The sequence below is a fragment of the Janthinobacterium sp. SUN073 genome (genome assembly GCF_030397665.1).
Classification (GTDB): Bacteria; Pseudomonadota; Gammaproteobacteria; order Burkholderiales; family Burkholderiaceae_D; genus Janthinobacterium.
On sequence record NZ_JAPUBT010000003.1, the window covers coordinates 377,352 to 392,697 of the forward strand.

Below are 15,346 nucleotides of genomic sequence, written 5' to 3' on the forward strand. Positions count from 1 at the left end.
ACCCTACCTGGCCGCCATTAAGGAAGAACTCGACGGCCAGGCGCCGGCCGCTGCCGCCTGAGTTGCCGCGCATCGAGCACTACCATGAGCCGAGTCGTGCCAGAGTGGCCAGTGCGGCGCCGACCTGGTCCAGATCGGCAAGAACGTCAGCGAACAACTGGACATGGCGCCGGCGCGCTTCTTCGTACATCGCCATATTCGTCCGCAATATGCCTGCCGTCCGTGCCAGACGATGACGGTAGCCCCTATCCCGCCAACCGTCATCGATGGTGGCATGGCTGCCGTCGGCCTGCTGGCGTGGATCGCGGGCTGCAAATACCTTGACCACCTGCCGCTGTACCGGATCGAGCAGATCGCAGCGCGCCAGGGCGTGCCGCTGGCGCGCTCGACGCTGGCCGCGTGGATCGGGCGCATCGGCGTGGTCCTGCAGCCGCTGACCGAACTGTACACTTGGTTGCTGGCGACCCAGCGCGCCGTCGCTGCCGGCAGCGGCACGGCCAAGGCCGTCCACCATGCGCTCAAGCGCTGGCGCGCTAGCACGCTGTACAGGTGGGGCGGCTGGCCGCTAACAATTGATACTGTATTTTTATACAGTATAACTTTGCAAATTTCGCGGATGCGAAAAAGGCGGTCCGTGCTGATGCAGGACCGTTGCAAAGTCACTTTTGGGGAAGCAAAGGCACGATCACTGCTGTGAAATTTGCAATATTTGATGTGGGAAATGTCACGATGCCCTGCCCTCGATAGGTAAATTAGGTAAATTGTTCATGCGGCCACTGTAAGACTTTCGCATTCCCGTGGAGTAAAGAAAAGTTTTCATCAGGCAATAGTCCGACAACATTACTTGCAGAACAACAACAAAACGCAGCGCGACGCATGACTGATCGGGCGCCACCCCTCGCCCGCGTTGACCTTGCTGCTCGATACCTTGCGCTATCCACGGCTTTGAGCCAGCGCAATCGTGCACCGGGCAGCAATAGTCACCACGCGAACATGCGTTTACCGTGCGGCGGCGCAGGACTATAGTGACAGCTTCTCCACCTGTTCAAGGATCGCCATGAAACTCTTTTACTCGCCAGGCGCCTGCTCGCAGGCACCGCACATCATCCTGCGCGAAACGGGGGCGGCCTTCACCCTCGTGAAGGTCGACCTGGGCCAGCACCGCACGCCGGAAGGCGGCAATTACTACGAACTCAATCCGAAAGGCCAGGTACCGCTGCTGGCGCTCGACGATGGCACGACCTTGAGCGAAGGCCCCGTCATCGCCCAGTACATCGCCGAACAGGCGGACAGGCAAGATCTGCTGCCGCCCGTGGGCAACTTTGCCCGCTACAAGGTGCTGGAATGGCAGAATTACATCACGTCCGAGCTGCATAAATCGTTCAGTCCCCTGTTCGATCCCCACTTTGACGCCGCCACCAAGGCCTTGTTCATCGAACAACTAGGCAAGAAATACAAGTGGGTGGACAGCCGCCTGCAAGGCCTGCCCTACCTGACCGGCGAGCAATTCACCGTGGCCGACGCCTATCTGTTCGTCATCACGGGCTGGGCACCAGGCCTGGGCGTGGATTTGGCGGGCCTGGCCAATGTGCAGGCCTTCCTGGGCAGAATGGCCCAGCGTGACAGCGTCAAGGCTGCCTGGGAAGCGGAAGGATTGGCCAAGGCGGCTTGAACGCCGTGGCCCGGTGCACGGCTCAGGTTTTTTCCGCCTTGCCGTGCATTACCATGATGGTTTGCTGCATCAGCGCGCACAGTGTTTCCTTGCCATCGCGCACGGCGAACACTTCGGCCTGCGTGACGATCAGGGTGCGGCCCGGACGTACCACCTTGCCGCGCGCGATCAGTTTTTCGCCATCGGCGGGCGCCAGCAAATTCATCTTGTATTCCACCGTCAGCACGGACGCGCCGTCCGGCACCATGGTCATGGCCGCGTAGCCGGCGGCCGAGTCCGCGATCATGCCCACCACGCCGCCGTGCACGAAGCCGTGCTGCTGCTCGATGCCGCTCCAGTGCGGCACGTGGATTTCCGTGCTGCCATGCGCCACCACGGGCAGGCTGGCCTGGATCAAGGTCATCGCGTTCTGCAAATCAAAACTGGCGCGGACTCTGTCGGCAAATTGCGGGTAGGGATGACGGGACGTGCTCATGGACTGTGCGCTTTCAAGGAGGGAACGCTGTACTGTACCCGCTTATGCCCGTACGCACCATGTGGCGGCACTCGCCGGCTTGCACGGCAGATGCGGTAGTATCGTCATGTCGACACCAGTTAGCACCTTCCCACCAGCCCCCGCGAAAGATCCGTCATGGAAGAAGAATACGAAGTACCCAGTCCCCATGAACACGCCGTGGAAGAAGCAACGGAGAAGGAACGCGATGGCCTCACGCAAAAAATCGCCCTGATGACGGCCATACTCGCCACCATCGGCGCCCTGATCAGCTACCAGAGCGGCAATGCGCAGAACGAGGCCATGTTCCTGAAGAACGAGAGCATCCTGAAACAGGCGCAGGCAAGCGACCAGTGGGCCTTGTACCAGGCGAAGTCGACGAAAGGCCATATCGCCGAAGCGACGGCCGCGCTGGCCAGCGTGCCCGAGGTGCGGACCCGCTACCTGGCGGAGCAGGCCAGGCAGGAAAAGGAAAAACTGGCCGTGCAAGCCAGCGCGCGCCAACTGGAAGAGCAATCGAGAAAGCTGGGCGAGGAATCGGAGGCCAAGCTGCGCCCGCACGAACGTCTGGCCATGGCCCTGACCTTCATCCAGATCGCCGTGGCGCTGGCCGCCATCACCGTGCTGACGCGGCGCCGCTGGCTGCTGTGGGGTTCCGTGAGCGCGGCCGCGGCCGGCATACTGGCGGCCGGCAGCGCCTTCCTGCTGTAACGGCAGACGCGTTTCAGGCGAGCGGCACGACGCCGCTCCAGCCAGGCAGATAGCGCGCCTGCTGGCCGCGCGCCAGCTTCATGGCTTGTGCCAGTGCCTTGGGGAAATTCTTTTGCAGGCCGGCGGGTGCGATACGGCTGCGCAGGAAGTCGGCCCACAGGAATTCGCTGAACGGCGTCACATCCTTGGCGTAGCCGCCTGCGCTGCGCAATTCGCCGGCCAGGCTGCGGTAGGGATCGTCGTGCAAGCCGCTCAGCTGCCGGGGAATGGCGGAAAAATCGCGGCGCAAGCCTTCGCTGTCGTACGGGTGCACCCACTGGTGGTGGTCCATCACATGCCAGAAGTGCAGCGGCTCCAGCCAGGACAAATCCTTCAGGATCATCAGGCTGACGGTTTTCACGCCCTCCTGGTGCAGCGCCAGGCCGAAATGGTGGTGGTCGACGATGTAGTGGCGCCCTTCCGGGCCGATGATGCTGGGAAACCAGTGATCGGCCAGCGCGGCCGACCGCGCCTTCCTGCCCAGGCTGGCCCAGTGCGCGCGCTTGAGCGCCACCTCGGCCATGCCGACCGTGATTTGCGTGGGCAGCAGCTTGTTCAGCCTTGCCTTGACCAGTTGCGGTTTCGCGCTTGTCATGCCGTTTCTCCAGATGCATCGCCTGGCAGCCAGCGTAGCATAGTCGCAGCTACTTTTCAGGCATGGCGCGACCCAGCAGGCGCACGGCCTCGGCCACGCTCAATTCACTGAGCAGCAGCGCCGGCCCGGCCTTGCCGGCCAGCATGTCACGCAATGCCAGCTGCAGCACGGTATACGCCGGCTCCTTCAGCCGCGCCAGCGCCAGGGACAGCCCCTGCTGACGCACGAACGCGGCAAAGTCGCGCAACGCTTCGACGCTGCTGCCATCGAGGTCTGGCGACTCTTCCAGGCTGAGGATCACCTTGCGCAGCGGACCTGCCCGCTCTTCCAGCATGGCGCGCGCCAGGTGCAGGCTGCGCTCGGCATTGACAAAGAACAAGGGTTCATCGAGGCGCAGTATCAGCAGCTCCGGCTGCGCCCGGGCATCGCGATGCAGCGCCAGCTTGACGTAGTCGTGGCTGTCGCCCAGCCGCCCCAGCACGGACATGCCTGGCCGCGACAGGCGGCGCAGCATCAGCAGCAGGCTGATGGCGATGGCTACCAGCAAGCCGTCGAGCACGCCGAACAGCAGCACGCCGGCAATCGCCGCCAGCACCAGCAGGCGGTCGCGGCGCCAGGCAAAGTATGGCTGCAAGGAAACAGGGTTCAGGGTATGGCTGACAGCGTGGATGACCACGGCGGCCAGCACGGGCACGGGCGTGAACGCCACCAGCGGCAGCAGGGTCAGCACGATGACGCCCACCACGGCGGCGGCTACCAGCCCCGCCAGGCGCGAGGTGGCGCCGGCCGCCTCGTTGGCCGACGTGGCCGAATAGCCAGCGCCCACCGGCATAGCTTGCAGCAATCCCGCCAGCACGTTCGCCGCGCCCAGCGCCAGCAAGTCGCGCTCGGGCGCCACGGGGTCGCCATGCTTCAAGGCAAAACTGCGTATGGCGCCGTACGATTCGGCATACAGGATCAGCGCCAGCGCAAACGCCAGCTCGGCCAGGCGCGTCCACTCTTCCTGCGTCAGGCGCGGCAGGACGGGCATGGCCAGGCTGATATCGATGGCACCCACCAGGGCCACGCCATGGCCAGGCAGATCCAGCCAGCGGCCTGCGCCGATGCCCAGCGCAATGACGATCAGGCCGGCGGGCCAGCGCTGCCAGCGCCGCAGCAGGAACAGCAACAGCAGCGCCGCCGCGCACAGGCCCGCGCCAAGCCCGTTCCACTGCCCTGCCCGCGCCAGCAAGCCGGGCACCAGATGCAGCACGTCGCCCTGCGGCGGCTGCACGCCCAGCACGCCTGGCAACTGTTTCACGATGATGACGATGGCCAGGCCGAAGGAAAAGCCCCGCAACACGGGCTTGGCGATGAATTGCGTGACGCTGCCCAGCCTGGCCACCCAGGCCAGAAGGAAAAATACGCCCGTCAGCATCACCAATCCCGCCATCAGCATGAGCCGGTGCCCCGCCGTGCCGCCCGGCATGGATGCCATGGCCGCGGCCAGCACGGCGGCCGACGACGACGTGGCCGAGACGATGGCAAAGCGGCTCGTGCCCAGCACGCCATAGCACAGCAAGCCCGCGAACAGGGCCAGGATGCCCGCCTGGGGCGCCAGGTTGCCGATACTGGCATACGCCACCGCTTCCGGCAGCAGCAGGCCCGCGATCGATAGGCCGGCACTGACATCTTGCCAGCGGTTCACTTGCGTCGCAGCCGTTGCACTCATGGTGATGCTCCTGGTGGGTGGCACTGGTCCGCGACATGCTGCGGCAAAACGGCGCCATGCCGGCTCACGGCGCTGCCGAGCGGCCCACGTCCGTCACTTTTCTGTCGGCGCGAAAGATGGAGTAAATCACCGCGCCGATGCGCTCATAGGGCACGTCCGGCTCCGTCCGCAAGGCAACGCTGGCAATGTTCTTCTCGGACAGGACGGCCAGCATCTCCTCCACCGTGTGGACGCGCTGGCCCGCCACGGTGATGTCTTCCTTGCCTACCATGACGACCGGTGGCGGCACGCTGGCGCAAGCCGTCAGGCACAGCAGCAATGCCGCCGCGCTCCACGCATTGACGATTTTGCACATGTTTTCCCCCTTTCCTGCAGCTTACAGGCGCCGGACTGGCGCCGCAACAGGCGCTGACTATGCCCGGCACGCCGCCCTGTGCGAAAATGCCCGCCTTCGCCATTGCCGGACTTTACTCATGCCGCACGCTGCCATTGCTACCCTTTCCGCACGCGACGCGCGGCGCATCGCGCGCCATGCGCCGGCGGCCGACGCCGCCCGCTTTTTACATCCGGCCCAGCAGGCCTTGCTGCACCGGCGCGGCTGGCTGACCATGCTGGCGCCGCGCAGCGCAGGCGGCGCCGAATTGCCCCTGCCGCAAGTGGTGCGCCTGGAAGAAGCCGTGGCCGCCGTCGACGGCAGCATGGGCTGGGTGCTGACCCTGTGCGCGGGCGCGGGCTGGTTTGCGGGGTTCCTGGAACCTGAGCTGGCGCAGGCCATTATCGGCACGCCGCGCGTCTGCCTGGGTGGCAGCGGCGCGGCCACCGGGTATGCCGAGGAGGAAGGCGACGGTTACCGCATCACGGGCGGCTGGGACTACGCCAGCGGCGCGCCCATGGCGACCCACTTCACCCTGAACGCCCGGCTGCGGCGCGATGGCCAGCCCCTGCTCGATGCGCAAGGCCAGCCGCGCATCCGCGCCTTCCTCGTGCCCGCCGCGCTGGTTCAGCTGGTGCCCTCGTGGAACAGCCTGGGCATGCGCGCCAGCGCCTCGCACAGCTATCGCATCGATGGCCAGTGGCTCAGCAAGGAGCATGGGTTTACAATCAGTCCCGACACCGCGACGGCCAACGGCCCCCTGTACCGCTACCCTTTCTATTCGCTGGCCTACGTGACCCTGGCCGCCAACGTGGCCGGCATGGCCGCGCACTTCATGGAATTGGCCGAGGAATGCATGCACCGCCGCCGCCATGCGCGCGCCGGCCTGCCGCTGCTGGATGTGCCGGACGTGGCCGCCATGCTGCAGGGCAAGAAAGACGCATTTATCGCCGCGCGCGCGCGTTTTTACGCCGTGCTGGACGACAGCTGGGCAACGGTGGCAGGCGGCGCGGTGCTGGACGACAACGCCATGCAGGCCGTGCAAGCCGCTTCGCTGGCCCTGGTGGCCGCCTCGCGCTCAGCCGTCGATGGCTTGTATCCGTACTGCGGCCTGTACGCGGCCCGCGAAGACAGCACCATCAACCGCGTGTGGCGCGATTTCCATACGGCCAGCCAACATTCATTGCTGCTGCCCTGACAGGCGCATGGCTGAAAAGGCAGCCGGACGCCATGCAGGCCGGATTGCCTGATAATATGGGGGCATTGCTACTTCCCGTTCCCCTATCCATGCACGTCAACACGCTCAGCAGCCTGGCACAACTCCTGGCCAGCGCCGAAATGGAAACCCTGGCATTTCCCACCAGCATCAATACGGCCCTGCTGCTGCAAAAGGAACTGGCCAATCCCGATTGCCACTCGTCCGACATCAGCCGGTTGCTGCTGTGCGAACCGACCTTGTCGGCGCGCGCCGTGGCGCTGGCCAATTCGGCCCTGTTCGCGTCCGGCCAGACGCCCGCCATCACCAGCGTGCGCGCCGCCGTCGAGCGGCTGGGCCACCGCAACCTGTATGCGCTGGCAACGGCGGCCGTCATCCGCCAGCTGAACGCAGGCATCCGCGACGAAGCCTTGCGCGCCCGCGCCACCCAGCTGTGGGCGCACACCGTGCACGTGGCGGCGCTGGCGCATGCGCTGGCAGGCGCCGTCACGCACACGGATGCCGACACGGCACTGTTCGCCGGCATCGTGCATGAAGTGGCCGGCTTTTACATGCTGGCCCAGGCCGACAAGACCCCGGGCCTGTACGCCCAGCTGGAAACGCAGATGGCGTCCACCCTGGAAGTGATCGGCCGCGCGCTGATGCGCCAGCTGGGTGTGCCGCTGCCCGTGGCCGATGCCGTCAACGCCTTGCCCGGCTCGACCATCATGCTGCCGCCCGAAGGCTTGCGCGACACCCTGCTGTTGGCCAAGGCGCTGGCGCCCGTGCCCTCGCCGCTGCCGCAGGCCAGCGTCACCGTCAGCGCGCCGCTGCAAGCCTACCTGGAGCATGATCCCGTGCTGCAGGTGCTGCGCACGCAGCCGTCGGCCGAAGCGAAGGGCCTGATCGAGGTACTGCTCAGCTGATAGCCGATCTGCTATCATGGCGCAGGCCGGGATGGACCCGGCCCGCTTTCATTGATGTGCACTGGAAAACTGCCTTGACTATCTCCTTACGCATGCTCGGCCTGGCCGCAGCTCTGACCGTGGCGTGCAACGCCAACGCCGACAGCTTCGTTTCCTCGGCCTCCAGCGCCGGCTCCCAGTCGAGCGGCAGCATTTCCGATTCGCTCAACGGTTCGAGCAACAGCTCCTCGCGCGACAACAAGGTGGCCAATGGCCCTTACCGCATCATCGACGTGGCCGCCCTGCCGGGCCGCGACGGCATGACGCGTCTGACCATGCAGGCTGACGCCACGGCAACGCCGCTGGTGCTGGACTTGCCGCAAGCGGCGCTCGACAAGCAGCAGCTGGCGCAGGGCGACGTGGTGCATGCGCAAAATCGCGCCTATGGCATCGAATTCTCGCGCAACGACACGCGCGCCGCCTTCTTCCTGGTGCTGGCCGACGACTGGTATGGCGAAATGGCCACGCGTCCCGTCAGCCTTTGATTTCAGGTGTAACCCTGCGCAAACTGGCGCGGCTGCTGGCCGGCTGCGCCGCGCTGGCCGTGGCCGGCGCCGCCCAGGCAGGTACTTCGCTCGCCTCGTCGCGCTTTTGCGACCGCGCGCAGGAACTCACGGCTACCGAGCAGGATCGCCTGTTGCGCTTTGCCGCAGTGGTGCGCGAGGAACTGGCCGCCAGCGAAGGCAGCGTGGCCCTGATCAGCCGCTCCGGCCTGGACCTGGCGCGCTTCGGCATCCGCTATTCGCATGCGGCGCTGGCCTGGCGCCACGACAATGACAATGGCTGGTCCGCACGCCAGCTGTACTACGCCTGCGACGAAGGCCGCCCGCGCATCTTCGACCAGGGCACGGCCGGTTTCGCCATGGGCACGGCAAATCCATCTCTTGGCTACATCTCTGTCGTGAAACTGCCGGCGGAAAGCGTGCCGCCCCTGCGCCGTGCCCTGCTCGACCCCGTGCGCGTGCAGCAATTGCTGGCGGGCCGCTACAGCGCCAACGCCTACGCATTCAGCCTGAAATACCAGAATTGCAATCAGTGGGTGGTGGAATTGCTGGCCGCCGCCTGGGGCGAGCTGACCGAGGGCGGCGACTTGCGCGCGCGCGCCCAGGACTGGCTGCGCGCCGCGCCTTACAACCCCGCCGCCGTCGACGTGGGTGCGCGCTGGCTGATGCTGGGATCGATCTTCGTGCCCCTGGTGCACATGGACGACCACCCACCCGAGGCCATCGGCACGATGCAACTGGCAGTAAGCCTGCCGGCCAGCCTGGAAGCGTTCGCGCGCCAGCGCCTGCCCGCCAGCGAGCGCGTGGAAATCTGCCACGACGGCAGGCAGGTGGTGGTGCACCGGGGCTGGGAACCGGTCGCTGACGGCTGCGTGCCCGGCCCGAACGACCGCGTCATCGCCCTCGACGATACGCCGCACAACATTCCCTAAGCAGTCTGGGCGGCGAGCGCCGCTTCGACCTGATCGAGCGAGTGTGCTGGCTCCAATCCCTGCCCCATCCGGCGGGCCACCTCGCCGCACGCCAGCTGGACTTCGGGCGCGGCCAGCAGGCGCGCCAGCTGCCGTTGCATGCGCCCGGCCGACAAGCGCCTGGCCAGCAAGACATCGCCTACCCCGAGCCGTTTGATCCTCCAGCCATTGTCGAACTGGTCGTAGGCGAACGGCACGATCAGCTGCGGGATGCCCGCGCGGAAAGCGTCCGCGCTGGTGCCGATGCCGCCGTGGTGCACCACGGCCGCCACGCGCGGCAACAGCGCCGCGAACGGCGCGTGCGCTTGCCACATCACGCTGGGGGGCAAATGCTGCGGCACTTGCGCCGCATGGGGCGTCAGGAACAGGCCGCGCCGTCCCAGCCGCCGCAGCACTTCCAGGGCGATGCTGAAATAGCGCCGCGCGTGCTGGTGCCCGGTACCGGGCGTAAACACGATGGGCGGCTCGCCCTCGCCCAGAAAGCGTTCCAGCTCCGGCGGCAGCGCTACAGCGCCATGCGGGGCGGCGCCGGGGAAACCGGTTTGCACGAAATGCGGCGGCCAGTCCGCCTGCGGGGCGGCGAACCAGGCGGGAAACAGCCCCAGCGAGGCATCCGGCGCGGCCAGCATGTGCGCAAAAAAATGCGCTTCGGGCTTCAGCCCGTACTGCGCGCGCGCCCCGTTCAGGCCGGGCAGCAGCACCGGGTCGACCATGCCGCGGTGGAGCAGCCGCCACAGGGCCTGGCGCCAGGCCAGCGGCACCCAGGCGGGAATGCGCAGCGAGCCGGCCGCCAGGAAATCATGGCTGCTGCACAGGTTCGATGGCGCCAGATAGGCCGCGACGATGCGCAGGTCCGGGCGTACTGACCGTGCCAGGGCGGCCATCGGCACGAGGAAGGGGTGGCACAGCACCACGCAATCTTCACCGTCTGGCAAGCCGTGCACCACGTCGCGCACGGCGCCCAGGTGCGGCACGAGGCCGCGCCACACCACACCCCAGCCCTTGCGCTCATCCCACAGGTCCGGGTTGCCCAGCATGGCCTGCCCCTCTGCCGCACTGCCGAAAGTGCGATACGCCAGCCCTGAGGCCAGCGCCGCCGCTTCCTGCCAGGCCGGCACCAGCAGCAGCACGCGCCGCCCCCGTTGCCGCAAGCCCTGCGCCAGCGCGATAAACGGTTGCATGTCGCCACCGGTGCCGTTGCTGGCAACGATGACGAGCGGCTCCGGCGGGTGGCTGTCGTCAGCCATGCCGCCCTCCGTGCCTGGCGATGGTGTACAGTGCAAAATCGGACAAGAACGTAGGGCGCATGGGAATCTTTCCTAGTGAAAACATCCAACGATGGTAAGCGATGAAGGTTGGCATTTCAATCAGTATCTGAGCGCCGCTTGACGCCATGGCTGCCTGCAATGGCTACACCGGCAGTTGCAACATCATGTCCCACTGGTCGATGCCGGGCCCGAAGCCATCCGGCGTCACCTTCACGGGCTCGAAGCCGAAGCATGCATAAAACTGCTGCGTATGCTGGCTGGTATTCATGGTGACCCTGGCCACCCGCGGCATGGCGCGGATGGCGTCCAGGCGCGCCTGCGTCAGCGCGCGGCCCAGTCCCTGGCCATGCACGTCCTGCGCCACCATGCCCCAGCACAGGCTGGCGACGCTGCCGCCCGCCTCGAGCGCATGGCCGCCGCAGGCGACGATGCGGCCGTCGCGCAGAATAACCAGGTAGGGATGCGTCGAAGTATCGAGCCAGGCGGCAAAGTCCGCGCGCTCGGACGGGTCGAAAAAGCGCGGCGTGTTGCCGTCGAAGAGGGCCAGGCAGGCGTCGCGGTCGCCGGCCGCGTAAGGACGTACTGTTTGCATTTTCTGTACTCAAAAGAACATGAACGCCGATTATAGGCGATGCGCATTCATGCCAGTTGCTCCGAACTGACGACATGCACGCCCGGTGCGCCGGCCAGCGCCGCTTCCAGCAGGGCTTGCGCGATGCGCGGCGCCGGATTGATGCGCCAGCGCGCCGGCAGCGCGGGCCCCAGCACGCGCAGCAGGCGCAACGCGGCGCCCTCGCCCGCCCGCGCCACGTCGCGCTCGCCGCCGATCAGGCCCGGCCGCACGTAGGTGAGCGAGGCAAAACCCAGCTGCTCCAGGTCGCGTTCCAGCTCGCCCTTGACGCGATTGTAGAAGATGCGCGAAGCGGCGTTGGCGCCGGCGGCCGAATTGAGCGCATATGTGCGCGTGCCCGCCGCCAGTGCCAGGCGCGCCACGGCCAGCGGATAATCGTGGTCGACTCTCCGGAAGGCCTGCCGCGTGCCAGCCAGCTTCATGGTCGTGCCCAGGGTGCAGATGACGGCGTCCGCCTGCCACCAGGGCGCGTCCGCTGGCAAGCGTTCGAAATCGACGAGGGGCGCATCGAGCTTGGGATGCGCCGGCGTAGGCTTGCGCACGGGCGCCACGATGGCAGTGACGCGCGCGTCGGCCAGGGCCAGCCGCAGCACTTCGCGGCCCACGAGGCCCGTGGCGCCTATCAGTATCAGTTTCATTCTTTCTCCCCGCATGCTGGACGCCACACGATACAGCATCGGGCGCCCAGGCCATGCATCAGGCGCCCGCGTGCGTGTGATAGATCTTGCTGACGATGCTCCACTCGCCTTGCACCTTGAGCAAATTGAAAAAGTCGGTGAAGCGGAAACCCGAGATATCGTCCGTATCGACGCGCGCGCTGGCGGCCGTGCCCACGATATCGACGCGCACGATGGCCGCCCTTGCCTGCGGCGATGGCCGGAAGGCGCTGTCGATAATTTCGAACAGGCCTTCGATGGGCCCGCCCGTCAGTTTATCGTCGCCATCGACGCCGAAAATGGTGGCCTGGCTGCTGAAAGCCGGGCGCATGATGCTGCTGTCGGCCTGTGCCCCGCCCACATTGTATTGATTCAGCACGGCGACGATGGCCTGGTAATCCTGCACATAAGTGGTGTTGTTCATGTTGCGCTCCTTGGGTGAGTGAAAAAGAATTCAGAACTGGCTGGCCAGTCGGTGTAGCCGCTGGCGCCACCGCCGTAATACGCCTCGCGCGGCGCCACGGTCAGCGCCACGCCATGGCGCAGGCGCGCCACGAGGTCCGGGTTGGCGATGAAGGGACGGCCAAACGCCACCGCATCGACCTTGCCTTGCGCGCGGCGCGCCTGTGCCAGCGGCAAGTCGTAATGGTTGTTGCCGATGTACGAGCCGTTGAACAGTGCCCGCAGCGCGTCGAGGTCAACGCCATCGGGCACATCGCGCGAGGTGGCCGTAGCGCCCTCGACGAAGTGCAGATAGGCCAGTCCATGGCGATTCAACTGTTCGATCAGGTAGCCATAGGTGGCCATCACGTCGCTGTCGACGGGCGTGTTGCCCGCATCGGGCGTGACGGGAGACAATCGGATGCCGACCCGCGACGCGCCCCAGACGGTCACCACGGCTTCGGTCACCTCCAGGGTCAGCCGCGCGCGGTTTTCGATGCTGCCGCCATACGCGTCCGTGCGCCGGTTGGTCGAATCGCGCAGAAACTGGTCGAGCAGGTAGCTGTTGGCCGAATGCACTTCGACGCCATCGAAACCGGCGCGCAGCGCGCATTCGGCCGCATGCACATACTGCGCGACGATGCCGGCGATTTCCCGCGTTTCCAGCGCGCGCGGCATGGACACGGGGTGCATGCCGCTGGCGGTGTAGGTGCTGCCCTCGGCCCGGATGGCGGACGGTGCGACGGGCGCGGCGCCGTCGGGCTGCAGGCTGGCATGCGAAAACCGTCCCACATGCCACAGCTGGCAAACGATCTTGCCGCCGGCCACATGCACGGCATCGGTGACCCGCTTCCAGCCAGCCACCTGCTCGTCCGACCAGATGCCGGGCGTCATGGCGTAGCCACGCCCCTGAGGTGAGATATTCGTCGCTTCGCTGATGATCAGGCCGGCGCCTGCGCGCTGGGCGTAATACTCGGCGTGCAAGGCATGCGGCACGCCATCGTCGCCCATGCGGCTGCGCGTGAGCGGCGCCATGACGATGCGGTTGACCAGGGCCAGCGCACCCAGATTGACGGGAGAGAACAAATCGCTTTCATGCTGTTCGGTCATCGTATTGCTTTCATATTCTGTGAGAGAAACCCGAAAATAACTGACCGGTCGTCTAGTTTGCAAGTAAAAAAACGGCTACGACAGCAGCCGTTGCGTGGTCGACATGGCCGCATCGAACGGCCCGCAGCTCCTGGCGACTTTGACCATCAGGGAAGCGCCCAGCCACAACTGGTAAAGGGATTCGGCCAGCACGCGCGCCGATGTCGCCGCCGCCACGGAACCGTCGAGATGGCCCGCTTCCACGCACTGCGTCAGGCGGTCCAGAATGGCGCCCGTGCCTTGCTGCAACACGGCGCCCATGTCCACGGACAAGTCGCACACTTCGGCGCCCAGCTTGACCACCAGGCACTTGCCTTCCGGCGCGCTGCTGGCCTGCGTCGCGCTCCAGTAATCAAAATAGGCCAGCAGGCGCTCGCGGGCATTGCCAGGCCCCGTCAGCAAGGCGTCGACCGTTTGCAGATAGGTGGTGAAATAGTCATCGAGCAAAGCTTGGCCAAACTCTTCCTTCGACTTGAAATAATAGTAAAAGGAACCTTTCGGCACGCCAGCCGCCGCCACCAGTTCCGCCAGGCCCACGGCCGTATAGCCCTTCTCGGCCATCAGGGCCTTGGCGATATCGATCAGGTGCTGGCGCATGTCAGCGGAGGATTTTTTGCTCATGCGACCAGTATAACAAAAAATCTGACCGGTCGTCTAGCAAACCATCTTCCCTGTGACATCAACCCAGACGCAGCGCCAGTGCGGCCAAGGTCACCAAGAGCACGGGCACGGTCAGCACGATGCCGACGCGGAAATAGTAGCCCCAGGAAATGTGGATATTCTTGCTGTCGAGCACATGCAGCCACAGCAAGGTGGCCAGGCTGCCGATGGGCGTGATCTTCGGTCCCAGGTCGCTGCCGATGACGTTGGCGTAAATCATCGCTTCGCGCACGGCCCCCTGCGCCGTCGTCGGGTCGATGGCCAGCGCGCCCACCAGCACCGTCGGCAGGTTGTTCATCACGGACGACAGCAAGGCCGTCAGCACGCCCGTGCCCATGGCCGCACCCCACACGCCGTATTGGGCAAAGTGGTTCAGCATGCCCGTCAGGTACGCCGTCAAGCCCGCATTGCGCAAGCCATACACGACCAAATACATGCCCAGTGAAAAGACGACGATGTGCCACGGCGCATGACGGATCACGTGGCGCGTGGAAATCACGTGGCCCTTGCCCGCCACGCCCAGCAGCAGCGCGGCGCCCACGGCGGCGATCAGGCTGATGGGCACGCCCAGGTGTTCCTGCGAGAAAAAGCCCACCAGCAGCAGCGCCAGCACCAGCCAGCCGGCGCGGAAGGTGGACAAGTCGCGGATGGCGGCGTCCGGGCGCTTCAGTTGCGAGGCATCGTAATCGCGCGGGATATCCTGGCGGAAGAAGAGCAGCAAGACGCCCAGGGTGGCGGCCACGGCGACGACGTTGACAGGCACCATCACGGAAGCGTACTCGGCAAAGCCGATCTTGAAGAAATCGGCCGAGACGATATTCACCAGGTTCGACACCACCAGCGGCAGGCTGGCCGTGTCCGCAATAAAACCGGCCGCCATGACGTAGGCCAGGGTGGCCCTGGCGGAAAATTTCAAGGCCCGCAGCATGGCGATGACGATGGGCGTCAGGATCAGCGCGGCGCCGTCATTGGCGAACACGGCGGACACCAGCGCACCCAGCAAGACCAGCAGCACGAACAGTTTTCTGCCGCTGCCGCCGCCCCAGCGCGCCACGTGCAAGGCGGCCCATTCGAAAAAGCCTGCCGCGTCCAGCAGCAGGCTGATGATGATCACGGCGATGAAGGTACCGGTGGCGTTCCACACGATATGCCAGACGACGGGGATGTCACCCCAGTGGATGACGCCGGCCAGCAAGGCGACACCAGCACCGATGACGGCGCTCCAGCCGATGCCCAGGCCGCGCGGCTGCCAGATGACCAGGGTTAATGTGGCGAGAAAGATCAGAAAAGCGGTCAGCATGCGGCGAGGTTCC

At 65.8% G+C, this 15,346-nt stretch carries 17 protein-coding genes and 1 pseudogene; 7 read left to right on the top strand and 11 right to left on the bottom strand.

The annotated features are described in order from the left end of the window. Positions 1 to 35: 35 nt before the first annotated feature. Both O0882_RS12160 and gstA read left to right on the top strand, forming a co-directional pair. Positions 36 to 436: pseudogene (locus O0882_RS12160) on the top strand (IS66 family transposase zinc-finger binding domain-containing protein); the annotation flags it as partial. Between the two features lie 621 nt (positions 437 to 1,057). Beyond that, positions 1,058 to 1,672, top strand: a complete 615-nt coding sequence (gene gstA / locus O0882_RS12165) for a glutathione transferase GstA (protein ID WP_289948230.1) — start codon at positions 1,058 to 1,060, stop codon at positions 1,670 to 1,672. 22 nt (positions 1,673 to 1,694) lie between these two features. Here gstA and O0882_RS12170 read toward each other — a convergent pair whose 3' ends face one another. Further along, positions 1,695 to 2,147 (bottom strand): PaaI family thioesterase, encoded by a 453-nt coding sequence (locus O0882_RS12170; protein WP_289948231.1) that lies wholly within the window; start codon positions 2,145 to 2,147, stop codon positions 1,695 to 1,697. Positions 2,148 to 2,303: 156 nt separating this feature from the next. Between O0882_RS12170 and O0882_RS12175 the strand changes: the two genes are divergently transcribed. After that, positions 2,304 to 2,876 (top strand): DUF4337 domain-containing protein, encoded by a 573-nt coding sequence (locus O0882_RS12175; protein ID WP_289948232.1) that lies wholly within the window; start codon positions 2,304 to 2,306, stop codon positions 2,874 to 2,876. A gap of 13 nt (positions 2,877 to 2,889) precedes the next feature. On the opposite strand, the gene O0882_RS12180 is transcribed toward O0882_RS12175, so the two are convergent. From O0882_RS12180 to O0882_RS12190, 3 genes are all read right to left on the bottom strand, one after another. Then, entirely contained in the window at positions 2,890 to 3,510 is a 621-nt protein-coding gene (locus O0882_RS12180; protein ID WP_289948233.1) for a ParB-like protein, read from the bottom strand. 49 nt (positions 3,511 to 3,559) lie between these two features. Next, positions 3,560 to 5,221 carry a SulP family inorganic anion transporter gene (locus tag O0882_RS12185; RefSeq protein ID WP_289948235.1) on the bottom strand — a complete coding sequence of 554 codons (1,662 nt, stop codon included), beginning with the start codon at positions 5,219 to 5,221 and terminating at the stop codon, positions 3,560 to 3,562. Between the two features lie 64 nt (positions 5,222 to 5,285). Beyond that, positions 5,286 to 5,576, bottom strand: coding sequence for a hypothetical protein (locus O0882_RS12190; RefSeq protein ID WP_289948237.1), 291 nt, complete (start codon positions 5,574 to 5,576; stop codon positions 5,286 to 5,288). 118 nt (positions 5,577 to 5,694) lie between these two features. On the opposite strand from O0882_RS12190, the gene O0882_RS12195 reads away from it, so the two are divergent. From O0882_RS12195 to O0882_RS12210, 4 genes are all read left to right on the top strand, one after another. Then, positions 5,695 to 6,792: an acyl-CoA dehydrogenase gene (locus tag O0882_RS12195; protein WP_289948239.1), complete on the top strand. Its 1,098-nt coding sequence runs from the start codon at positions 5,695 to 5,697 to the stop codon at positions 6,790 to 6,792. 89 nt (positions 6,793 to 6,881) lie between these two features. Continuing rightward, on the top strand, positions 6,882 to 7,715 hold the full coding sequence (locus O0882_RS12200; RefSeq protein WP_289948240.1) for an HDOD domain-containing protein: 834 nt from the start codon (positions 6,882 to 6,884) through the stop codon (positions 7,713 to 7,715). Between the two features lie 92 nt (positions 7,716 to 7,807). Then, positions 7,808 to 8,239 (top strand): hypothetical protein, encoded by a 432-nt coding sequence (locus O0882_RS12205; protein ID WP_071077609.1) that lies wholly within the window; start codon positions 7,808 to 7,810, stop codon positions 8,237 to 8,239. Positions 8,240 to 8,271: 32 nt separating this feature from the next. Continuing rightward, positions 8,272 to 9,189 carry a DUF2145 domain-containing protein gene (locus O0882_RS12210; protein WP_289948479.1) on the top strand — a complete coding sequence of 306 codons (918 nt, stop codon included), beginning with the start codon at positions 8,272 to 8,274 and terminating at the stop codon, positions 9,187 to 9,189. On the opposite strand, the gene O0882_RS12215 is transcribed toward O0882_RS12210, so the two are convergent. The 7 genes from O0882_RS12215 to O0882_RS12245 form a co-directional block, all read right to left on the bottom strand. Continuing rightward, entirely contained in the window at positions 9,186 to 10,475 is a 1,290-nt protein-coding gene (locus tag O0882_RS12215) for a nucleotide disphospho-sugar-binding domain-containing protein (protein WP_289948243.1), read from the bottom strand. The two genes, O0882_RS12210 and O0882_RS12215, sit on opposite strands and share 4 nt — an antisense overlap. A 163-nt stretch (positions 10,476 to 10,638) precedes the next feature. Next, positions 10,639 to 11,088: a GNAT family N-acetyltransferase gene (locus O0882_RS12220; protein WP_289948245.1), complete on the bottom strand. Its 450-nt coding sequence runs from the start codon at positions 11,086 to 11,088 to the stop codon at positions 10,639 to 10,641. A gap of 47 nt (positions 11,089 to 11,135) precedes the next feature. Next, positions 11,136 to 11,765: an NAD-dependent dehydratase gene (locus tag O0882_RS12225; RefSeq protein ID WP_289948246.1), complete on the bottom strand. Its 630-nt coding sequence runs from the start codon at positions 11,763 to 11,765 to the stop codon at positions 11,136 to 11,138. Positions 11,766 to 11,823: 58 nt separating this feature from the next. Then, positions 11,824 to 12,207: a nuclear transport factor 2 family protein gene (locus tag O0882_RS12230; protein ID WP_289948247.1), complete on the bottom strand. Its 384-nt coding sequence runs from the start codon at positions 12,205 to 12,207 to the stop codon at positions 11,824 to 11,826. Next, positions 12,204 to 13,334 carry an alkene reductase gene (locus tag O0882_RS12235; protein ID WP_289948248.1) on the bottom strand — a complete coding sequence of 377 codons (1,131 nt, stop codon included), beginning with the start codon at positions 13,332 to 13,334 and terminating at the stop codon, positions 12,204 to 12,206. Before O0882_RS12235 ends, O0882_RS12230 begins: the two co-directional genes overlap by 4 nt. Before the next feature lie 75 nt (positions 13,335 to 13,409). Continuing rightward, entirely contained in the window at positions 13,410 to 13,994 is a 585-nt protein-coding gene (locus O0882_RS12240; RefSeq protein WP_289948251.1) for a TetR/AcrR family transcriptional regulator, read from the bottom strand. A gap of 58 nt (positions 13,995 to 14,052) precedes the next feature. After that, positions 14,053 to 15,333, bottom strand: coding sequence for an arsenic transporter (locus tag O0882_RS12245; RefSeq protein WP_289948253.1), 1,281 nt, complete (start codon positions 15,331 to 15,333; stop codon positions 14,053 to 14,055). Positions 15,334 to 15,346: the final 13 nt, after the last annotated feature.